Source organism: Massilia sp. NP310 (assembly GCF_019443485.1).
GTDB lineage: Bacteria > Pseudomonadota > Gammaproteobacteria > Burkholderiales > Burkholderiaceae_D > Telluria > Telluria timonae.
Map to the genome: position 1 here is coordinate 3562277 of NZ_CP080379.1, position 20409 is coordinate 3582685.

The 20409-nt window shown below is 65.1% G+C and carries 15 protein-coding genes and 1 tRNA gene; 11 read left to right on the plus strand and 5 right to left on the minus strand.

All coding sequences use genetic code 11. The annotated features are described in order from the left end of the window. Positions 1–3: 3 nt before the first annotated feature. The 3 genes from KY496_RS15655 to ada form a co-directional block, all read right to left on the minus strand. On the minus strand, positions 4–1674 hold the full coding sequence (locus KY496_RS15655; protein ID WP_219861446.1) for an amidohydrolase: 1671 nt from the start codon (positions 1672–1674) through the stop codon (positions 4–6). An 82-nt stretch (positions 1675–1756) separates the two neighbouring features. Continuing rightward, positions 1757–2386: a 2OG-Fe(II) oxygenase gene (locus KY496_RS15660; protein WP_229520543.1), complete on the minus strand. Its 630-nt coding sequence runs from the start codon at positions 2384–2386 to the stop codon at positions 1757–1759. A 56-nt stretch (positions 2387–2442) separates the two neighbouring features. Next, the gene (gene ada / locus KY496_RS15665; protein ID WP_219861449.1) at positions 2443–3522 is read right to left on the minus strand and encodes a bifunctional DNA-binding transcriptional regulator/O6-methylguanine-DNA methyltransferase Ada; all 1080 of its coding nucleotides are present in this window, start codon (positions 3520–3522) and stop codon (positions 2443–2445) included. Between the two features lie 159 nt (positions 3523–3681). On the opposite strand from ada, the gene hutC reads away from it, so the two are divergent. The 8 genes from hutC (at position 3682) to KY496_RS15705 (ending at position 10075) form a co-directional block, all read left to right on the plus strand. Further along, positions 3682–4383 carry a histidine utilization repressor gene (gene hutC / locus KY496_RS15670; RefSeq protein WP_005665086.1) on the plus strand — a complete coding sequence of 234 codons (702 nt, stop codon included), beginning with the start codon at positions 3682–3684 and terminating at the stop codon, positions 4381–4383. Between the two features lie 90 nt (positions 4384–4473). Further along, a complete protein-coding gene (locus tag KY496_RS15675) occupies positions 4474–4872 on the plus strand; it encodes a response regulator (protein ID WP_005665084.1) in 399 nt (132 codons plus the stop codon). Positions 4873–5101: 229 nt separating this feature from the next. Next, entirely contained in the window at positions 5102–5428 is a 327-nt protein-coding gene (gene trxA, locus KY496_RS15680) for a thioredoxin TrxA (RefSeq protein ID WP_005665082.1), read from the plus strand. Positions 5429–5568: 140 nt separating this feature from the next. Further along, on the plus strand, positions 5569–6831 hold the full coding sequence (gene rho / locus KY496_RS15685; RefSeq protein ID WP_005665081.1) for a transcription termination factor Rho: 1263 nt from the start codon (positions 5569–5571) through the stop codon (positions 6829–6831). A gap of 188 nt (positions 6832–7019) precedes the next feature. Further along, positions 7020–7289, plus strand: coding sequence for a type B 50S ribosomal protein L31 (locus KY496_RS15690; RefSeq protein WP_005665079.1), 270 nt, complete (start codon positions 7020–7022; stop codon positions 7287–7289). Positions 7290–7400: 111 nt separating this feature from the next. Beyond that, positions 7401–9122, plus strand: coding sequence for a glycosyltransferase family 39 protein (locus KY496_RS15695; RefSeq protein WP_219861451.1), 1722 nt, complete (start codon positions 7401–7403; stop codon positions 9120–9122). Between the two features lie 277 nt (positions 9123–9399). After that, positions 9400–9867, plus strand: coding sequence for a hypothetical protein (locus tag KY496_RS15700; RefSeq protein WP_184236721.1), 468 nt, complete (start codon positions 9400–9402; stop codon positions 9865–9867). Positions 9868–9990: 123 nt separating this feature from the next. Further along, positions 9991–10075 (plus strand) — tRNA-Leu (locus tag KY496_RS15705). Positions 10076–10677: 602 nt separating this feature from the next. Here the strand turns inward: KY496_RS15705 and KY496_RS15710 are convergent. Continuing rightward, positions 10678–11832, minus strand: coding sequence for an acyltransferase (locus tag KY496_RS15710; protein ID WP_219861453.1), 1155 nt, complete (start codon positions 11830–11832; stop codon positions 10678–10680). A gap of 657 nt (positions 11833–12489) precedes the next feature. Between KY496_RS15710 and KY496_RS15715 the strand changes: the two genes are divergently transcribed. From KY496_RS15715 to KY496_RS15725, 3 genes are all read left to right on the plus strand, one after another. After that, positions 12490–14685: a tetratricopeptide repeat protein gene (locus tag KY496_RS15715; RefSeq protein WP_219861455.1), complete on the plus strand. Its 2196-nt coding sequence runs from the start codon at positions 12490–12492 to the stop codon at positions 14683–14685. Positions 14686–14914: 229 nt separating this feature from the next. After that, positions 14915–18262 (plus strand): MHYT domain-containing protein, encoded by a 3348-nt coding sequence (locus KY496_RS15720; protein ID WP_229520286.1) that lies wholly within the window; start codon positions 14915–14917, stop codon positions 18260–18262. Continuing rightward, entirely contained in the window at positions 18259–19254 is a 996-nt protein-coding gene (locus tag KY496_RS15725) for a two-component system response regulator (protein ID WP_005665061.1), read from the plus strand. The genes KY496_RS15720 and KY496_RS15725 overlap by 4 nt, the downstream gene beginning before the upstream one ends. Here the strand turns inward: KY496_RS15725 and KY496_RS15730 are convergent. Further along, positions 19226–20407, minus strand: coding sequence for a glycosyltransferase family 4 protein (locus KY496_RS15730; protein WP_005665059.1), 1182 nt, complete (start codon positions 20405–20407; stop codon positions 19226–19228). The genes KY496_RS15725 and KY496_RS15730 overlap by 29 nt on opposite strands. Positions 20408–20409: the final 2 nt, after the last annotated feature.

The window sequence follows — 20409 nt, forward strand, 5'->3', positions numbered from 1 at the left end:
AAATCATTTCTTGAAGACCTGGCGTCCCGCCACCCAGGTTTCCAGCACGCCGGTCTTGTGGATGTCGTAGGTCGGCATGCGGAACAGGTCCTGGTCGATCACGATGAAGTCGGCCTGCTTGCCCGGCTCCAGCGAACCCAGGTCTTTCTCCTGATGCCCGGCCCAGGCCGCATCCAGCGTGAAGCAGCGGAAGGCTTCCTTGAGCGACATCGCCTGGTTCGGATACCAGCCGGCCACCGGCTGCCCTTGCGCATCCTGGCGCGTGACGGCGGCGTGGATGCCGAAGAACGGATTCGGCGACTCGACCGGGAAATCCGAACCGCAGGCGATGCGCGAGCCCTGGTGCAGGAAGCTGCGCCAGGCGTAGGCGCCCTTGATGCGATCGGGTCCGATGCGGGTCTCGGCCATGTTCTTGTCCGAGGTCGCGTGGGTCGGCTGCATCGACGGAATGATGTCCAGCGTCTTGAAGCGCGGGATGTCGGCCGGGGTCACGACCTGGGCGTGCTCGATGCGGTGGCGTTGCGCCGCGCTGCCCGTCGCCTTCAACTCCTTCTGGTAGATGTCGAGGATCTGCTTGTTGCCGGCGTCGCCGATCGCGTGGACGTTGACCTGGTAGCCCTTGCGCATGGCCTTGGCCATCATCGCGTCCATCTGCGCGGTCTTGTAGAACAGCAGGCCGTGCGAGTGCGATTCGTCGCTGTAGGGCTTGATCAGGGCCGCGCCGCGGCTGCCCAGGGCGCCGTCCGAGTACAGTTTTACGGAACGCAGCGCATACATGCCGTTGCCGTAGTCCTTCAGCGGGCCTTTCACCGCCAGCTGGTCGAAGTCCTTGTCGGTGCCGGCGATCATGCCGTACACGCGGGTGGTCAGCTTGCCGTCGTCGGCATAGGCGCGGTACAGGCGGTCCTGGGCCACGTCGACGCCGGCGTCGTGCACGCTGGTCAGGCCCACGCGCGCCAGTTCGCCCAGTGCGCGGTCGAGCATGACGCGACCCTCGGCCTCGGTCTGCTGCGGCAGCACCTTGGTCAGCAATTCCTGGGCGGTGTCGACCAGCACGCCGGTCGCCTCGCCGTTGGCGTCGCGCACGATCTTGCCGCCGACCGGGTCCGGGGTCGACCTGGTGATGCCGGCCAGCGCCAGGCCGCGGCTATTGGTCCAGCCGGCGTGGCCGTCGACGCGCTCCAGCCATACCGGGCGGTCGGCGACGACGCCATCAAGCTCCTTCGCCGTCGGGAAGCGGCCCAGCTTCCAGTTCTCCTGGTTCCAGCCGCGGCCGCGGATCCAGGCGTGGCTTGGGTTGGCGCGCGCATAGCCGCCGATCGACTTCAGGGCGCCGTCGAGCGACGTGCTGTGGAACAGGTCGAGCTGGGTCAGTTGCTGGCCCAGGCCGAACACGTGGCCGTGGGCGTCGATCAGGCCGGGCAGCAGGGTGCGGCCTCCCATGTCGATGCGCTTCGCATTTGGAGCCTTGGCGGCGACGTCGGCGCCACTGCCGACGGCGATGATGCGGCCCTTGTCGTCGAAGGCGATCGCCGTGAACTGGACCAGCTCACCCTTCCCGTTCAGGGTATAGCCGTTGGCGTTGTCGACCAGGGTGTCGGCGTGTGCCGACAGGCTGCCGAGGGCAGCCAGGACAAATAGGGAACACTGCAGGGAAATCTGGCGCGCGCGCATGCTTTTTCTTCTCTCCGATAGATGGTTTTCCGCGCTTCGTGGGCACGGTGTGGAGAGTGTACTGCATGAGGGCGGCAGCCCTTCAGGTGGCGTCGTGGAAGATGATCCCCAAGGTATGGCGCAGGCCCTGCCGCACGCGGCTGACGCCATGCCGCATCGCCACCCGGTAGACGCCGCGCGTGCCCTGCACCGGCCGCTGGTTGACGGCGAACACGACGGCGTCGCCCTGATTCAGGCTCACGACTTCGGCGCGCGACTGCATGCGCGGCCGCTGCTCGGTGAGCACGAATTCGCCGCCCGTGAAATCCTCGCCGGGACGCGACAGCAGCACCGCCACCTGCAGCGGAAACACCTGCTCGCCATACAGGTCCTGGTGCAGGCAGTTGTAGTCGCCGGCGCGGTAGCGCAGCAGCAGCGGGGTCGGGCGCAGCTGGCCTGCCGCATGGCATTGCGCGAGAAAGTCGGCATGCTCGCCTGGAAAGCGCGCGTCCAGCCCGAGCGCGGCCTGCCAGCGGTTGGCGATGCGCGCCAGCGGCGGATACAGAGTGGCGCGCAACGCGGACAGCGGCTCCGGCAGCGGATACCCGAAATACTGGTATTCGCCGCGGCCGAAGCCGTGGCGCTCCATCACCACCCGGCTGCGAAAGCGCTGCGGCTCGTCGTAGGCGGCAATGAAGCGCGCGCAGTGGCGCGCATCGAGCAGGCCCGGCATCACGGCGCAGCCGGCGTCGTCGAGCTGGGCGCCGACGTCATCCCAATCGATGACGGTCACTGCTGCGCCTCGCGCTCGAGCAGCGCGCGCTTGCGCTCGATGCCCCAGCGGTAGCCGGACAGCGCGCCGCCGGTACGCACCACGCGGTGGCAGGGAATCGCCACCGCCACCGGATTGGCGGCGCAGGCGCCGGCCACGGCGCGCGCGCCATCGGGCAGGCCGACCCGTTCGGCCAGTTCGGCATAGGTCACGGTCTGGCCCGGGGGAATCGCGCGCAGGGCCTGCCACACGCGCTGCTGGAAGGCGGTGCCGCGCACGTCGAGCGGCAGGTCCAGGGACGGGCCGATGCGCGGTTCCTCGACCAGGCCGATCACCAGCGCCACGGTGCGCTCGAAGCCTTCTTCGGCGCCGCGCAGCTCGGCCCTGGGAAAGCGCGCCTGCAGGTCTTCCAGCAGCGGTTCCGGCTGGTCGCCGATCAGGATCGCGCAGATGCCGCGTTCGGTGGCCGCGACCAAGGTGGCGCCCAGCGAGCATTCGGCCACGGCGAAGCGGATCGTTTCGCCCTGCCCGCCGGCGCGGTAGTTCGACGGCTGCATGCCCAGCACCTCGTTCGACGCCGCATAGAAGCGACCGCTGGAGCCATAGCCGGCGCCGTACAGGGCGTCGGTGACCGTGGCGCCCCCCGTCAGTTCCTGGCGCACCCGGGCGCCGCGCCTGGCCGCCGCATAGGCCTTGGGCGTGATCCCGGTGCGGGCCTTGAACACGCGGTGGAAGTGGAAGCGGCTCATGCCGGCGGCCTGGGCCAGCGCATCCAGATCCGGTTCGTCCTCCGATTCCTCGATCAGGCGGCAGGCGCGCGCCACCGCGTCCGCCTGGCGCTCGGCCAGCGGCGGCAGGTGCGGCGCGCAGCGCAGGCAGGGCCGGAAGCCCGCCGCCTCGGCCGCCTGGCTGCTGGCGTGGAAGGCGACGTTAGCGCGCTTGGCCCCGCGCGACGGGCACGAGGGCCGGCAATAGACGCCGGTGGTGCGCACCGAATAATAAAAACTGCCGTCGGCGCCGGCATCGCGCCGCTGTACGGCGTCCCAGCGCGCATCGTCGCCGATACTGTCGATCTCGTCGCTATCCAATGTCGTCATGATGGTGTCCTCCTTCAGCAATAGCGCCATCCTGAAGCCGATGCCGCCAGGCCGCACTCCGGGTCTTGCTTTCGAATCCCCGATGCTAGAATCGGGCGTGGCCACGACAGGCCAGGCATTCGGAGATTGAGTTTGGAAGCACAGACCGCGCAAGACAGCATGCAGGAAAAGTCGCCCATTTTCCAGCAGATCAAGGATTATCTGGTTGGCGAAATCGCCTCCGGCCGTTGGAAAGAGGGCGAGCTGGTGCCGTCGGAGCAGGCGCTGGTGCGCCAGTTCGGCGTCTCGCGCATGACCGTCAACCGCGCCGTGCGCGAACTCACGGCCGAGCAGGTGCTGGTGCGGCGCCAGGGCTCGGGCACCTATGTGGCTCCCCAGAAGTACCAGGGCACCCTGGTCGAGATCCGCAACATCGCCGACGAGATCCGCGCGCGCGGCAAGCTGCACGCCAGCCGCGTGCTGGCGCTGGAGGCAAGAAGCGCCGACGACACGCTGGCCGCCGAGTTCGACCAGGAGCCGGGCGCCACCCTGTTCCATTCGCTGATCGTCCACTTCGAGAACGAGACGCCGGTCCAGCTCGAGGACCGCTGGGTCAACCCGGCCTGCGCCCCGGCCTACCTGGAGCAGGATTTTGCGCGCATCACGCCCAACGAGCACCTGATGGCGGCCGCGCCGTTGCAGGGGGCCAGCTATACGATAGAGGCCCAGCCGGCGCCGGCGGAAGAGGCGCGCCTGCTGGCGATCGCGGCCGGCGCCCCGTGCCTGGTGCTGCACCGGCGCACCACCTCGGCCGGCCGGGTGGCGTCAGTGGCCACCATGTGGCATCCGGGACACCTGGCGCGCTTCACCGGCAGTGTTTGATAAATAAATGCGGTTTCGGACAACCCGGCTTGCCAGTTTTTCGCGATAATGGCCGTCGATCCGATTGTCCCATTCCAGCCAATGTCGCCCATGCCTCCCGACGCCGCCGACCCGCCTTTCGCGCAACTGCGCGTGCTGGTGCTCGACGACGACCATCTGCTGCTGGAAGTCATGCGCGAGATGCTGGCGACCTGCGGCCCGTGCCAGATCGTCCTCGAACTCGATGCGCGCCAGGCCCTGGCCCGGCTCGACGAAGCCATGCCCGACGTCCTGATCTGCGACCTGGTGCTGCCCGAGATGGACGGCATCGAGTTCCTGCAGGCCGCGGCCAGCCTTGGCTATGCCGGCAGGGTGATCCTGCTGTCGGCGCTCGAGGACGAAGTGCGCGAGGCGGCCGCCGAACTGGCGCGCGCCCTCGGCCTGCGGGTAGTGGGCTCGTTCCGCAAGCCGCTCACGCCCGAGCAATTGCGTCATGCGCTGGAATGTTGAGATTTTGTACAAGGCCCTGAACACTTTTTAAAAAAATGGGGTATTATTCGCCTCATTCCCCGCCTGACACCCTCTTGCCGTTCTTCCAATATTGAAATTCGCACACAGTGCCTCCACCATTGTGTAGCAGCAATATTGGCAAGGCAGTACACACGGTAGCCGGTCGAGACGTCCCGCATGACTTGTCTCAAGGCGTTAATAACGATTCTTACCTCACATTGAGGAAACCATGAGCGAAAACATCAAACACATCAGCGATGCATCCTTCGAAGCCGACGTGCTCAAGTCCGAGCAGCCGGTGCTGGTCGATTTCTGGGCCGAGTGGTGCGGTCCTTGCAAGATGATTGCCCCGATCCTGGAAGAAGTGGCCAAGGAATATGCAGGCAAGATCACGATCGCCAAGATGGACGTCGACGCGAACCAGGCCGTGCCGGCCCAGTTCGGCATCCGCGGCATCCCGACCCTGATCCTGTTCAAGAACGGCCAGGTCGCAGCCCAGAAAGTGGGCGCCGTCGCCAAGGGTCCGCTGACCGCTTTCATCGACAGCAACATCTGATCCAAGTAATATAGCGGCGACGGCGCGCCCGCGCAGTCGCCACGCAGTCACAATATTGGCCGGGAGTCACCCTCCCGCCTTGATTAACCCACGCAGTCCCCTCCCCTACCATATTCACCCGTCACGGGTCACCCACACACATGCATTTATCTGAACTGAAGGCGATGCACGTTTCCGCGCTGTTGGAAATGGCAATCGGCCTCGACATCGACAACGCAGCCCGCCTGCGCAAACAGGAACTGATGTTCGCGATCCTGAAGAAGCGCGCGAAGCAGGGCGAACAGATCTTCGGCGACGGCGCCCTCGAGGTCTTGCCTGACGGTTTCGGTTTCCTGCGCTCGCCGGACGCGAGCTACATGGCTTCGACCGACGACATCTATATCTCGCCGTCGCAGATCCGTCGTTTCAACTTGCATACGGGTGACTCGATCGAAGGTGAAGTGCGTACGCCGAAGGACGGCGAGCGTTACTTCGCACTGGTCAAGGTCGACAAGGTCAACGGCGAATCGCCGGAAGCCTCGAAGCACCGCATCCTGTTCGAAAACCTGACCCCGCTGCACCCGAACGAGCCGCTGCGCCTGGAGCGCGACATGAACGGCGCCGAGAACATCACTGGCCGCATCGTCGACCTGATCTCGCCGATCGGCAAGGGCCAGCGCGGCCTGCTGGTGGCGTCGCCGAAGTCCGGCAAATCGGTCATGCTGCAGCACATCGCGCATGCGATCACCGCGAACCACCCCGACGTCACCCTGATCGTGCTCTTGATCGACGAACGTCCGGAAGAAGTGACCGAGATGCAGCGTTCGGTGCGCGGCGAAGTCGTCGCCTCGACCTTCGACGAACCGGCCACCCGCCACGTGCAGGTCGCCGAGATGGTGCTCGAGAAAGCCAAGCGCCTGGTCGAAATGAAGAAGGACGTGGTCATCCTGCTGGATTCGATCACCCGCCTGGCGCGCGCCTACAACACCGTGATCCCGGCCTCGGGCAAGGTGCTGACCGGTGGTGTCGACGCCAACGCGCTGCAGCGTCCGAAGCGCTTCTTCGGCGCCGCCCGTAACGTCGAGGAAGGCGGCTCGCTGACCATCGTCGCGACCGCGCTGATCGAGACCGGCTCGCGCATGGACGACGTGATCTACGAAGAATTCAAGGGCACCGGCAATATGGAGGTGCACCTGGAGCGCCGCCTGGCCGAGAAGCGCGTCTATCCGGCGATCAACCTGAACAAATCGGGCACCCGCCGCGAAGAGCTGCTGATCAAGCCGGATCAGCTGCAGAAGATCTGGATCCTGCGCAAGCTGCTGTACTCGATGGACGAGATCGAGGCGATGGAGTTCATCCTCGACAAGATGCGCGCGACCAAGAACAATGTCGAATTCTTCGACATGATGCGCCGCGGCGGCTGACCAGCCCCAGCGCAACGCGTGCAGAGGCAGCCTTCGGGCTGCCTTTTTGTTTGGCATTGCCTGACGCCGGAAACCGCTTTATAATCTCCGGTTCAGTCCAACCCCTGGCAAGTGATCGGCAATCGGGTCAAGAAGCTGTTCGACCGACGAAGTGCTGTTTGGCTACCAACTCAATAGAAAGCAGAACCATGAAGACCGATACCCATCCAGATTACCGCGAAGTCGTCTTCCACGACCTGTCGTGCGACTTCAAATTCGTGACCCGTTCGACCATCAACACCCGCGAAACGATCACCCACGAAGGTAAAGAATACCCACTGGTCAAGATCGAGGTGTCCGCTGAATCGCACCCGTTCTTCACCGGCAAGCACAAGATCGTCGACACCGCTGGCCGCGTCGAGAAGTTCCGCCAGAAGTTCGGTTCGGTCGGCTCGAAGACCTCGGTCGCCAACGGCTAATTGCCGCAGTAGAATCTTCGAAGCCTTCGGGCTTCGCGAAAGAAGCCGGCCTGCCCGGCTTCTTTTTTTTCGCAGCTATACTGCGCTTTATTTTATCCATCAGATTCGCCGATGAAACCAGTCCGTCTCCCCGCCGCCGCCACCCTGGCGCTGCCCCGCTGGGCCCTGCTTGCGCTGGGCATGCTGTACATCCTGCCCGGCATCATCGGCCGTGATTTGTGGAAGGAAGACGCGGGCAGCTTCGGCATCATGTGGACCATGGCGCACGGTGGCCTGGATGACTGGCTGTACCCGAACATTGCCGGCCTGGCCAGCGTCGACGAGGGCCCGCTGGCCTTCTGGCTGGGCGCCATCTGCATCAAGCTGTTCGGCTGGATCCTGGGCGACGTGCTGGCCGCGCGCGTCTCGACCATCGGCATCTTCGTGCTGGGCACGATGTCGCTGTGGTACACCGCCTTCCACCTTGGCCGGCGCGCCGAGGCGCAGCCGCTGCGCCTGGCCTTCGGCGGCCAGCCCGAGCCCGACGACTATGGCCGCACGCTGGGCGACACCGCCGTCCTGATCTACCTCGGCAGCCTTGGCCTGCTGCTGCAAAGCCACCTGACCCTGGCCGCGACCCTGCAGGGCGCGCTGCTGGCCTATTTCCTGTACCGCGCCGTGCGCTACGTCGAGCACACCAGCACCCGCAATGCGGTGCTGGTCGGCGTCGCCCTGGGCGCCCTGACCCTGACCCAGGGCTTCCTGCCGCCGCTGGTGCTGATCGTGGCCCTGTTCGCCTGCACCCGCTACCTCGACATGCCGGCCGGCCAAGCGCTGCGCCACCTGCTGGTGGCGGCCGGCGTCGGCTTCGGCCTGACCCTGGTGTGGATCCTGCCCGCCGTCGTCGTGCAGCCGTATGGCCTGCCGCCGGTGGCCGACTGGCTGGCCTGGAACGCGGAGCAGTTCGGCCTGCCCGGCTGGGTGGCGGTGAAGACCTTCTTCCGCATCGGTGTCTGGTTCTTCTGGCCGGCCTGGCCCTTCGCGATCTGGGCGGTCTGGGCCTGGCGCCGCCAGCAGCAGATGCTGCACATCGTGCTGCCGGTGTTCTTCTTCCTGGCCCTGGTGCTGCAACTGCTGTGCGACCCGGTGCCCGAGAACAGCGACTTCCTCAAGATGCTGCCGCCGCTGGCCCTGATGGCCGCCTTCGGCCTGCCGACCATGAAGCGCGGCGCGATCAACGCCATCGACTGGTTCTCGGTGATGGTGCTGACCATGCTGGGCGCCACCATCTGGCTGTTCTGGATCGCCAAGCTGACCGGCTGGCCGGCCCAGCTGGCCAAGAACGCGCTCAAGCTGGTGCCCGGCTTCACGCCCGAAATCGGCATCGTCACCTTCACCGTGGCCGCCGCCGCCAGCGTCGGCTGGGTGATGCTGGTGCACTGGCGCCTGTCGCGCCAGCCGGCGGTGCTGTGGCGCGCGGTGGTGCTGTCGTCCGGCGGCCTGATCCTGCTGTGGGTGCTGTTGATGACTCTGTTCCTGCCCGACCTGAACTACGGCAAGAGCTACGCCGGCGTGGCCCAGCAGATCGCGGCGCGCCTGCCGGCCGACACCGACTGCATCGAGACCAATGTCGGCCCGGCCCAGCGCGCCTCGCTGGCCTTTTACGGACGCCTGCCTTTCGTCACCCTGGCCGGCGGCAAGTGCGACTACGTGCTGCTGCAGGACAGCCTGCGCAGCCGCAATGACCGCGCGCTGCTGCGCAAATGGGGCGTGCGCAATACGATCCCGCTGTGGGAAGGCCGGCGCGCCTCGGACCGCGATGAGCGCTTCAGGGTGTTCCGCCGTACCCAGTAAAAAGCATGCACCTCGACAAGCCGCACACCGTGCGGCTTGTTCGTTTTAAGGAGCTTGCAGGCAACGAACTTCACCTGTGCGCGGCATGTGTTGCCAATATGAGAACCTGTTTGCAAAGGATGCGTGTTTGCGCGGAGTCAAGCACCGGCCGGGGGCCGCTCGTCACAATGGGCGAGTCGATGCAGATCAATTACCGGGCTGAATGGGGTGTTGCGTCACTATAAATTGAGGCGTCAACATGGACCGTTGCACAAGATGCTGTGAGGGAGAGATCACCATGAAGAGTGTGACGTTTTCAGAAATCGTACGCGTCCGGGAGCGACCCGGGTTTCTACGGCGCATCGACACCTGGCGCCAATCCCTGCCCTGGGCGCTGACCCTGCTGGGCGGGCTGCCGCTGCTGGTGCTGGCGCAGCATGTGATCGACTCCGACACGCCGTTGCCCTACCTGGTGCTGCCGGCCATCGTGGGCGGTCTGCTGCCCGTCTGGATGCTCGGGCCTGGCCGCTTCGAGATGCGCACCCGCTTCGATGCCCACTACATGATCAGCACGCTCGACGAAGCGCTCGGCGCGCTGGGCTACCGGCGTACCGCGACCGACAGCACCAGCATCCGCTACTTCCGTCCGCGCCCCTGGCTGCGCGGGCAAGAAGGCGCGATCAATGTCGCGGTGCGCGAGCACGTGCTGGAGATCGTCGGGCCGGTGGGGAGCTTGCGGTTGTTGCAGCATCGGATCGCGCGCTGAGCCATTGCGCCGGGCCTGGCTTGGCTGCGTGCGCAGGGGTGAGTTGAAGCCGCGTTGTGCCAATTTCTTTCGCACACTGGTCAGTTGTGTGCGCCATGTGCTAAGATTCGCGCCTGCTATTGGGCCTCTGTGGCGGAATTGGTAGACGCACTTGACTCAAAATCAAGCGCCGAAAGGCGTGCCGGTTCGATTCCGGCCGGAGGCACCACTGATAGACAGTATTAGCGAAACCCGCACACTTCTTCGGAAGAGCGGGTTTTTTGCTTTTCAAGCTGGGCCGCTTGCTAGCGTACGATGTGCCACTAGCGGCAAGCGGATCGCAAACGCCATCCCGCCCACCAAAAAGCGACAGGAGCACGTCTGACAATCGGACACGGGCTCAGCAGTTATTGCCCAATACCCGGGATTACTGTAGAGGCCATGTCCGATTGTCAGACGTGACCCTCCGGATGTGCTAGCGGCAAGCGGATCGCAAACGCCATCCCGCCCACCAAAAAGCGACAGGAGCACGTCTGACAATCGGACACGGGCTCAGCAGTTATTGCCCAATACCCGGGATTACTGTAGAGGCCATGTCCGATTGTCAGACGTGACCCTCCGGATGTGACCCTCCGGATGTGTTGCTGAACTATCTGAAGCTGTACGACCACCAGATTCCACAACAGGCCACTGGCAGGAAAACGTCGATGCTGGCACTCAATGACTGGCATAGAGAATAGCCCTAGCTATTCGTTAAATGCGTCTATGATCAGACGGGAATTGACTACTAGGATTCGAATCGATCCGAGCAGCAAACGCGTCCTCGTCAACTCATGGCACGCTACGGGGCATCACTTCTCTATCGACATCGTCATGTTCGTTTTTCCGAACAGCAAGTAAAGCATCTGAAATAAAGGGAGTAGCATTTTCCGGTTTCTTCTTCCGCGCCCAGGTGCTATTCAAGTAGTTCCTGGCGGGCGCCTCAATTAGATAATACGACAATACTCCGGCAAGCAATGCCAAAAGAAACGCAGCCGAAGTTGAAATTAGTCCTTTATTCTTCAGTGCATAAAATGGCTGTTGCCATAAGTACAGTGAATATGACCATAACCCAAGCTTGCGCAGTGCGGGAAGCGAAAGGGCTCGCAGCATCCACTCAGGTGCTTTATGGAGAATGTTTACTGTCAGCGCCAGCGAGACCAGGCCGACCACCATAGTCACTGCGGGTGGAGCACTTGTGCTATAAGTTACTATCGCAATGATCGGTAGCGTATAAAAAACGAAGGGCGGGATCGATCTATTAATCCCGTTTCGCAGGCATAGAAGCAAAAATCCGGAGAAGAAGATGCCGAACGCGGCAACTTCCGTGTGGATCAACTTCTCGCGGTAAAGCGCAGGGCCGGAAAATTTTATCGTATATACCGCTGCCATGATGATGCAGCAGAATGAAAGCATTCCCAGTGCAATCCGTTGTCTCTCGATTTTACTTGGAAAAAAAATCACAAGCGCCGATAATACTATATAGCTGTGCTCTTCGACCGACAGTGACCATATATGATCGAAAGGAAGCGCATTTCCGAATCCGACAGGATAATAATTTCTTATGAGCGCGGTAGCGCCTAGTGCCGTCCCCCACGACACAGGAAGTCCCGCGATCAAATAGGAAATAATCGTTATCGCGATAAAGGCATATAGAGCGGGGAAAATCCTCGAAATTCGTCGCTTATAGAACGTCGGAAGCGGGGTTTCGTGTAGGAAAAGCTGCTTTGCCATAAGGAAACCCGACAAAACAAAGAAAAAATGCACGCCAGCAGTTCCACAAAATTTGAGTTGCCAGTAGGGAAAGAAATGTCCGACCAGCAGTAGTGAAATAGCGATTCCCCGCCATCCGTCCAAGTAGTCCAATTGCTGACCACTCGCCAGATGGCTGCTGCCTGATGTATTTGTATTTTGCACAGTTCCCCCTTCGCGGGTTAGATGGCCCAATCGACCCTCGAACATTTTTGTTCATGCTGAGGAAAGACCGAGATAGCCGCATTTCTATCGAAAGCACGCCAGACCATGTGACATCGCTATCGCAGTATCGACGGGGAGTGTACAGACATGATTTCTTTTTAACAAGAAAATTCGTTGCGTAGAATTACGAGTGCTGTGTCCTGTGATGCGACTCAAGTGTCGGCATAGGCAGGATAGGTCGTCCGCCCCTGATCGATAGTGAAATGAGCGCAGCAACGCGCCAAATGCATGATCGCGTGAGGGTTGCCCGCTTGCAGGGAGCCCTATCCATCCGTGAAGCAAACCCATTACAGGGGTCAGTCGCGGGGTCACATCTGACGATCCCCTGTGTCACGCTAGTTGTCACTTTATTATTTGGGAGAGACATAAGTAAAGGGTATCTGCAGCTTTCATCGAGCAAACCTTGGTGAAGGTTGGAGTTGGAATCGTCGGCAAATAACCACTCCCCAAAATTACGCACCGATCCACTAAGCATCTGATTATTATGGATTTCAGATTCCGGCCGGAGGCACCAACCTAACCAAGCTTGAAACCCGCGTCCTTCCCCGGACCAGCGGGTTTTTTGTTATCCAGCCCGCGCATGCCCTCTCCTTGACCCCCGCCCGCGTCTTACCCTAATGTAGCGCCATGAGCACGCTCCCCCCCAGCGCCGACGTCCTCCAGATCGTCGACCAGGCCATGCAGGCCGCACACCACGAAACCGAAGCGGGCAACCTCGAGCAGGCGCTGGCCCTGTACGGGGCGGTGCTCGACCTCCAGCCCGGCCACGCCGGCGCCCACCACGCCGTGGGCGTGCTGGCCAGCCGCGCCGGCGATGCCGAGACGGCGATCCCGCATTTCGCCGCCGCCCTGGAAGCCGACCCCGGCCAGGAGGCGCACTGGCTGGCCTATCTCGCCGCCCTGATCGAGGCGCGCCAGTTCGCCGCCGCCGCTGAACTGCTTCAGCTCGGCCGGACCCACGGCCTGCAAGGTCTGGCGATCGACGACATCGAACGGCAGCTGGCCAGCTCGGGCGCGCCCGATAGCAGCGAGATCGACGCCGCCGCCGCCTTGTTCGCCCAGGGACGCAACGAGGAAGCGGAGCACGCCGCGCGTGCGCTCGTCGAGCGCTTCCCCCAGCACTCATTCGGCTGGAAATTATTGGGTGGCATTTATCATCGGCGCGGCGACGCGCATGGGGCCCTGAATGCCATGGCCATGTCGGCCAGGTTCGACCCCGACGATGCCGAAACGCTCAGCAACCTGGGCATGCTCTTGATGCGCGCCAACCGGCTCGACGAATCGGAGAACGTGCTGCGGCGCGCCCTGGCGCTGCGCCCCGGCAACGTGGATGCCCACAACCACCTGGCCATCACCCTGGCCGAGCGTGGACGGCTGTCCGAGGCGCAGGCCAACGCCAACGCGGCGCTGGCGCTCGATCCGCGGCATGAAAAGGCGGCCATCACGCTTGCGCTGATCCTGCAGACCCAGGGCCGGCTGGTCGAAGCGGTGGCCGTCTATCGCGACTTGTTGGAGCGAAATCCGGAGCAGACCGATGCCCACAGCAATATGCTGTTCTGCCTGAGCGAAATGCCCGGGCTTGCGCCGGACGCACTGTTCGCCGAGCACCGGTTGTACGGCAGGCTGGTCGAACAAAGGACCGCGCCGCCCGCCGCCCTGGACAACACACCGGAGCCGGAGCGGCGCCTGCGCGTCGGCTTCGTGTCGGGCGACCTTCGCAACCACGCGGTCGCCTCCTTCATCGAACCGGTCTTCGAGCGCCTCGGGCAACGCCCCGGGCTGACGCTGCATGCCTACTACAACCATACCCTGGTCGACGCGGTCACCGAACGCCTGCGTGGCCACCTGCCCCATTGGCGCGATGTCGCCGCGCTCGACGATGAGGAACTGGAGCGGCAGGTGCGCGCCGACGGCATCGACATCCTGATCGACCTGTCGGGCCACACCGCCTTCAATCGGCTGCCCGCCTTCGCGCGCCGGCTGGCGCCGGTCCAGGCGTCCTGGATCGGCTATCCCGGCACCACCGGCCTGGCGGCGATGGATTACTACCTGGTCGACCGAAAATTCCTGCCTCACGGACAGTATGACCACCTGTTCGTGGAAAAACTGGTGCAGTTGCCGCTGTTGATACCCTTCGAGCCGGTGGCCGGCGCGCCCGACGTCGGCCCGTTGCCCGCCCTGGCCAACGGCTACGTCACGTTCGGCAGCTTCAACCGTCTCAGCAAGTTCAACAGCGAAGTGATCAAGGCCTGGGGGATGCTGCTGCGCGCGCTGCCCGATGCGCGGCTGCTGGTAGGCGGCATGCCGGAACAGCACGACCATGCCCAGCTGCGCGCCTGGCTGGACCACGAAGGCATCGCCGCGCACCGGGTCGACTTCCATGGCCGCATCGGGCTGAACGATTACCTGAAGCTGCACCAGCAGGTCGACCTGTGCCTCGACACCTTCCCGTACCCGGGCGGCACCACGACCATGCACGCCGGCTGGATGGGCGTGCCGACCCTGACCCTGGACGCAGGCACCGTGACCGGACGACAAACCGCCTGCTTCCTCGAGCATTGCGGGCTGCACCATTTCGTCGCGCACAGCGCCGACGATTTCGTCGCCAAGGGCCTGGCCATCTGCGGCGACCTGGCGGCGCTGGCGGCGCTGCGCGCCACTCTGCGCGAACGTTATGTGCTACCCACGTCGGACTCCATGACCCGGGTCGCCGACGGCATCGAGCACGCGCTGCGCCTGATGTGGCGCCGCTGGTGCCAGGGCCTGCCGCCGGCCAGCTTCGAGGCGACGCTGCCGCCCGGCCCGGCCGACGCCACGCGATAAGCGGCGCCGGGACGCCCGATTCGCCGGGCGCGCCGTCCCGCGCGCTCCGGCATGCCAAGACCATAATCCTTGAACAAGGAATGCACAAAAATGGTCGCTCAGGCGCTACAAAACCGCGCCAATCGTCTGTTCATTCCGGTCGCCAACAACATTTCCAGCCGGGAAAATGCCATACTTCGTGGTCATGCCTTACGGACAGAACTCTCCTGTCTTGACTACCCACGAATTCATGTTGCAACTATTTAACGCCCCTACCGACCCGTCCATGCTCGCCTATGGCGTCTATGAGCCACGCCTGGTCGTGCTGTCGCTGCTGGTGGCGATCTTTTCTTCCTGGATGGGCTTGCAGATCACCGGTCGCGCCAGCAGCAATCCCGCGCATCGCGCCATCGTGCTCGGCGCCGGCAGCCTGGCGCTGGGCGCCGGCGTGTGGTCGATGCATTTCATCGGCATGCTCGCCTTTAACCTGTGCACGCCGGTCCATTACGACCATGGCATCACCCTGCTGTCGGCCCTGCCCAGCATCGGCGCGTCCTGGGTCGCGCTCAACCTGATCTCGCGTCCCCAGCTGCGCCTGGCGCACCTGCTGGTGGGCGGGGTGCTGGTCGGCGCCGGTATCGGCGCCATGCACTACACCGGCATGGCCGGCATGCGCATGCGCCTCGACCTCCACTACGATCCTGCCATGTTCGCGCTGTCGATCGTGGTCGCGGTGGTGCTGGCCACGCTGGCGCTGGGCGTGCGCCATGGCCTGTCGCGCTGCAAGTCGATGACCGATGCGCGCCGCCTGCTGATCGCGGCGGTGGTGATGGGCTGCGCCATCGCCGGCATGCACTACACCGGCATGGCGGCGGCGCGCTTCTCCGGCGAGGTCGACCCGCTGGGCCTGAACGGTTCCAACAGCGACTTCCTGGCGCTGTCGATCACGCTCATCACGGTGGCGTTGTCGCTGGGCGTGGTGGCCACCAATGGCCTGCTGCGCTACCGCGAGATGTACCTCGGCCTGGCGCGCAGCGAAGCCTGGATGCGCGCGCTGCTCACCACCACCGTCGACGGCGTGATCACGGTCGGACGCGACGGCGCCATCACCGAATTCAACGCCTCGGCCGAGCGCATCTTCGGCTGGAAGCGCGACGAGATCGTCGGCCGCAACATCGCTGTGCTGCTCAACGAAAATGACCGCAAGTCCGAGCGCGGCCTGCTGTACGTGCTGTCCCGGGGCAGCCTGGAAGGCGTCAACACCAGCACCGAGACCTTCGGCCTGCGCAAGGACGGCAGCCTGGTGCCGGTGCGCGGCGCGATGGGGCACGCCAAGCTGGGCGACCAGGACATGTTCGTCTGCTTCGTCACCGACATCAGCGAGCGGCGCGCCATGGAAGGGGCGCTGCGCGACAGCGAGCAGCAGTTCCGTTCCCTGATCGGCAACATCCCCGGCATCTCCTACCGCAGCAAGCTCAGTGGCGACTGGCCGATGGTCTTCATCAGCGACGCGGTCGAGCGCGTCACCGGCTATCCGGCCGCCGACTTCCTGGGCGAACCGCCGCGGCGCGTGTTCGGCGCCCTGATCCATGCCGAAGACCGCATCCGGGTGGCGAAGGCGACCGGCGCCGCGCTGCGCGAAGGCCGGCCCTACCTGGTCGAATACCGCCTGCTGCACGCCGACGGCGGCGTGCGCTGGCTGTGGGAAAACGGCACCGCGGTGCGCGACGAGGCCGGCGACGTGCAATGGCTGGACGGCGTCATCCTCGACATCACCGAGCGCCGCCAGATGGAAGAAGCGCTGCGCGCCGCCAAGGAAACCGCCGAGCAGGCCGCCGCCGCGCGCGCGACTTTCGTGGCCAACATGAGCCACGAGATCCGCACCCCGATGAATTCGATCCTGGGCTTCACCGACGTGCTGCTGGACGGCGACCTGGACGTGGAGCAGCGGCGCCACCTGGACACCATCCGCAGCGCCGGCCGCGCCCTGCTGCGCCTGCTCAACGAGATCCTCGACACCGCCAAGCTCGAAAAAGGCGCGGTGGAGCTGGAACAGAACGACTACAACCTGCTGTCGCTGATCGACGAACTGTCCTCGACCCTGGCCGCGAACGCCCGCGCCAAGGGCCTGCACCTGGACATCCAGTACGATCCGGCGCTGCCGACCGGCCTGCGCGGCGACGAGCTGCGCATGCGCCAGGTGCTGACCAACCTGCTGGACAACGCGATCAAGTTCACCGCCAGGGGCAGCGTGACGCTCAAGGTCGGCGCCGAAGGCGACCAGCTGTGCATCGCCGTGATCGACACCGGGATCGGCATCGCGCCCGAGCGCCTGGCCGCCATCTTCGACCCGTTCACCCAGGCCGACGCCTCGATGACGCGCCGCTTCGGCGGCACGGGCCTCGGCACCACGATCAGCAAGCAGCTGGTCGAGCTGATGGGCGGCCGGATCTGGGCCGAGAGCGAGCTCGGATGCGGCACCACCTTCCACGTGCGGGTGCCGCTGGTGCTGGCGCGCTTTGCCAGCCAAGCGCCGCGCGTGCGCAGCGCCGCCGTGCTGCCGCCGCTGCGCGTGCTGGTGGCCGACGACGTGCCGCAGAACCTGGAACTGATGCAGCTCCTGATGACGCGCCGCGGCCACACCATGACCGCGGTGCGCGACGGCGCCGCCGTGGTCGAACTCGCGGCCAGCGGGGAGTTCGACGTGGCGCTGATGGACTTCCAGATGCCGACCATGGACGGCCTGGCCGCCACCCGCGCGATCCGCGAGCAGGAACAGGCCAGCGGGCGCAGTCGCCTGCCGGTGATCGCGATGACGGCCAGCGTGCTGGCCGAACACCGCCAGGCCAGCGTCGACGCCGGCATGGACGGTTTCGCCAGCAAGCCGGTCGACTGGTTCGCGCTGTCGCACGAAATCGCGCGCGTGCTCGGACTGCCCGGCAGCGCGCCGGACGCACATGCCGCGCCCAATGCGGCGCGCGAAGTGCTGAACCGGCGCGCCGGCCTGCACCGCTGGAGCAACCGCGAGGACGCCTATGCCGAGGCGCTCGAGCACTTCGCCCGCCAGTACGCCGACCTGGGCCAGGCGCTGCGCCTGCATGCGGCCGGCGGCGAGCACCAGCAGCTGCGCATGTTGGCGCACAAGGTGCGCGGCGCGGCCGCCAACGTCGGCCTCGAGCTGCTGGCCGACTCCCTGGCCGGCCTGGAGCAGGCCACCGACGCGGTGCCGACCGATGCGCGCCAGGTCGCCAATGCCCTGGTGATGGCGAACAATGCGCTGGACGCGGCGCTCGAGGCGCTGCGCAGCGTCGCCGCGACGCCCGCGCCAGTCGCGCCGGGCAGCACGGTCGACCTGGCGCGCGCGCGGCGCGCCGCCGGCGTGCTGCTCGAGGCGCTGCGCCGCGGCGCCCTGAACGACGGCGCCATGGCCAGCCTGGCCGCGGCGCTGGCGGCGCATCCGGCCGCCACCCGCGTGACCCAGGTCCAGTCGGCGATCGCCGACTTCGACTTCGACCTCGCCCTCGGGCACCTGGAAGCCGTCATCGGCCTGCTGGGTGATGGGGCGCTTGACGACGTTTCCAACGAATCCCCAGCATGAGCCAACCGAATACCCGCCCGTTGATCCTCGCGGTCGACGACGAAGCCAGCAACCTGCAGCTGCTGCGCCAGATCCTGCAGGACCACTACCGCCTGCTGTTCGCCAAGGACGGCGCGCGCGCGCTCGAACTGGCGCGCCAGGAGCAGCCCGACCTGGTGCTGCTGGACGTGATGATGCCCGGGATGTCGGGCTACGAAGTGTGCGCCGCCCTCAAGGCGCACCCCGCCACCGCCTCGACCCCGGTGATTTTTGTCACCGCCCTGACCGAGACCGCCGACGAAGTCGAAGGCTTCGAGGCCGGCGCGGTCGACTACATCACCAAGCCGGTCAGCCCGCCGGTGGTGCGCGCGCGCGTGCGCACCCACCTGTCGCTGGTGCGGATGGAAGAGCTGCGCGCCAGCCGCCTCGAGATCGTGCAGCGCCTGGGCCTGGCGGCCGAGTACAAGGACAACGAGACCGGCCTGCACGTGATCCGCATGAGCCACTTCTCGCGCATCCTCGGCATCGCCGCCGGCATGACGGAGCATGAAGCCGACGACCTGCTGCACGCGGCGCCGATGCACGACGTGGGCAAGATCGGCATCCCCGACCGCATCCTGCAGAAACCGGGGCCGCTCGACGCCGAGGAATGGAAGATCATGCAGGGCCACGTGACGATCGGCGCCGAGATCATCGGCGAGCACGATGGCGGCATGCTGGCGCTGGCGCGCCAGATCGCGCTGACCCACCACGAGAAATACGATGGCAGCGGCTATCCGAACGGCCTGGCAGGAGAGGATATTCCGCTGGTGGGCAGGATCGTGGCGATCGCCGACGTGTTCGACGCGCTGACCTCGGTGCGGCCGTACAAGAAGGCCTGGACCGAAGAAGAAGCGGTGAATTTCTTGCGTGAACAGAAGGGCCGCCACTTCGATCCGCAGCTGGTGGAGCTGTTCGCCGACCAGATGCCGGCGATCCGCGAGATCAGGTCGAGGTGGGCGGAGACGGCCTGACTGACCCCGGGTCGGCGACCGTGCCGCTCGGCTTGACGGCGCGCCGCGCCACCAGCTCGTGGTACAGCGCCGTGTAGTTGGCCGCCATCTGCTCGGACGTGAACAGCTCTTCGAAGCGCTGCTCGGCGCGCCGGCCCATGGCGCGCGCCATGTCCGGGTTGTCCCACAAGGTGCGCATCGCCGCGCGCAGCGCCTGCGGGTCGGACGGCGGCACCACCAGGCCGGTGTCGCCATCGACGTTGATATAGGTGGTGCCGGTGCCGATCTCGCTCGAGATCATCGGCTTGCCGTACATCGCGCCTTCGAGCAGCGAGATGCCGAAGGCTTCCGAGCGCAGGTGAGACGGGAAAGCCACGGCATAGCACAGGGTCAGCAGCGCCGCCTTGTCCGGTTCGTCGATCGCCCCGACGAACATCACGTTGGACAGGCCCAGGCGCGCGGCCTGTTCCTTGAGCTCTCCCTCGATCGGCCCGGCGCCGACGATCACGATCGGATAGTCGAGACCCCTGGCCGCCTCGAGCAGGATGTGCAGGCCCTTGTAGTAGCGCAGCACGCCCACGAACAGGAAGAACTTCGGACCCACGCGCTCGCGCCAGTGCGCCAGGCGGGCCGGCTCGGGCTGCGGATAGGTGCCGCGGTCCAGGCCGAAGGGAATGACCGAGGTTTTTTGCCTGTAACGCGCCAGCACGGTCGACGACCCGAGGTAGTTGGGCGAGGTGGCGACGATCGCGTCGACGCTCTTGAGGAAGCGGTGCTTGAGCGGCTGGTACAGGCGCAGCAGGTGGCGCTGGCGCACGATGTCGGAGTGGTAGGTGACCACCGTCGGCTTGTCGACCCGGGCCATGAAATGGGCCAGGTCCATGAACGGCCAGGGGAAGTGGTAGTGCACCACGTCGGCCTGCTTCGCCAGGCGCGCCAGCGCGCCGATCGACTGCACCGAGATGGCGTTGGACGCGATCTCGGCATTGAGCGGCACGCGATGGACCATATGGCCTTCGAATTCGAACGGGTCCAGCTTGTCCTGGCGCGACAGCGACAGCACCGTATTGCTCACGCCGAGGCGGCCGGTGCCCACGCACATCTGGCGGATCACCTGTTCGACCCCGCCCACCGAATCCGGGTGGTAGGTCTTGTAGAAATGAAGGACACGCATAA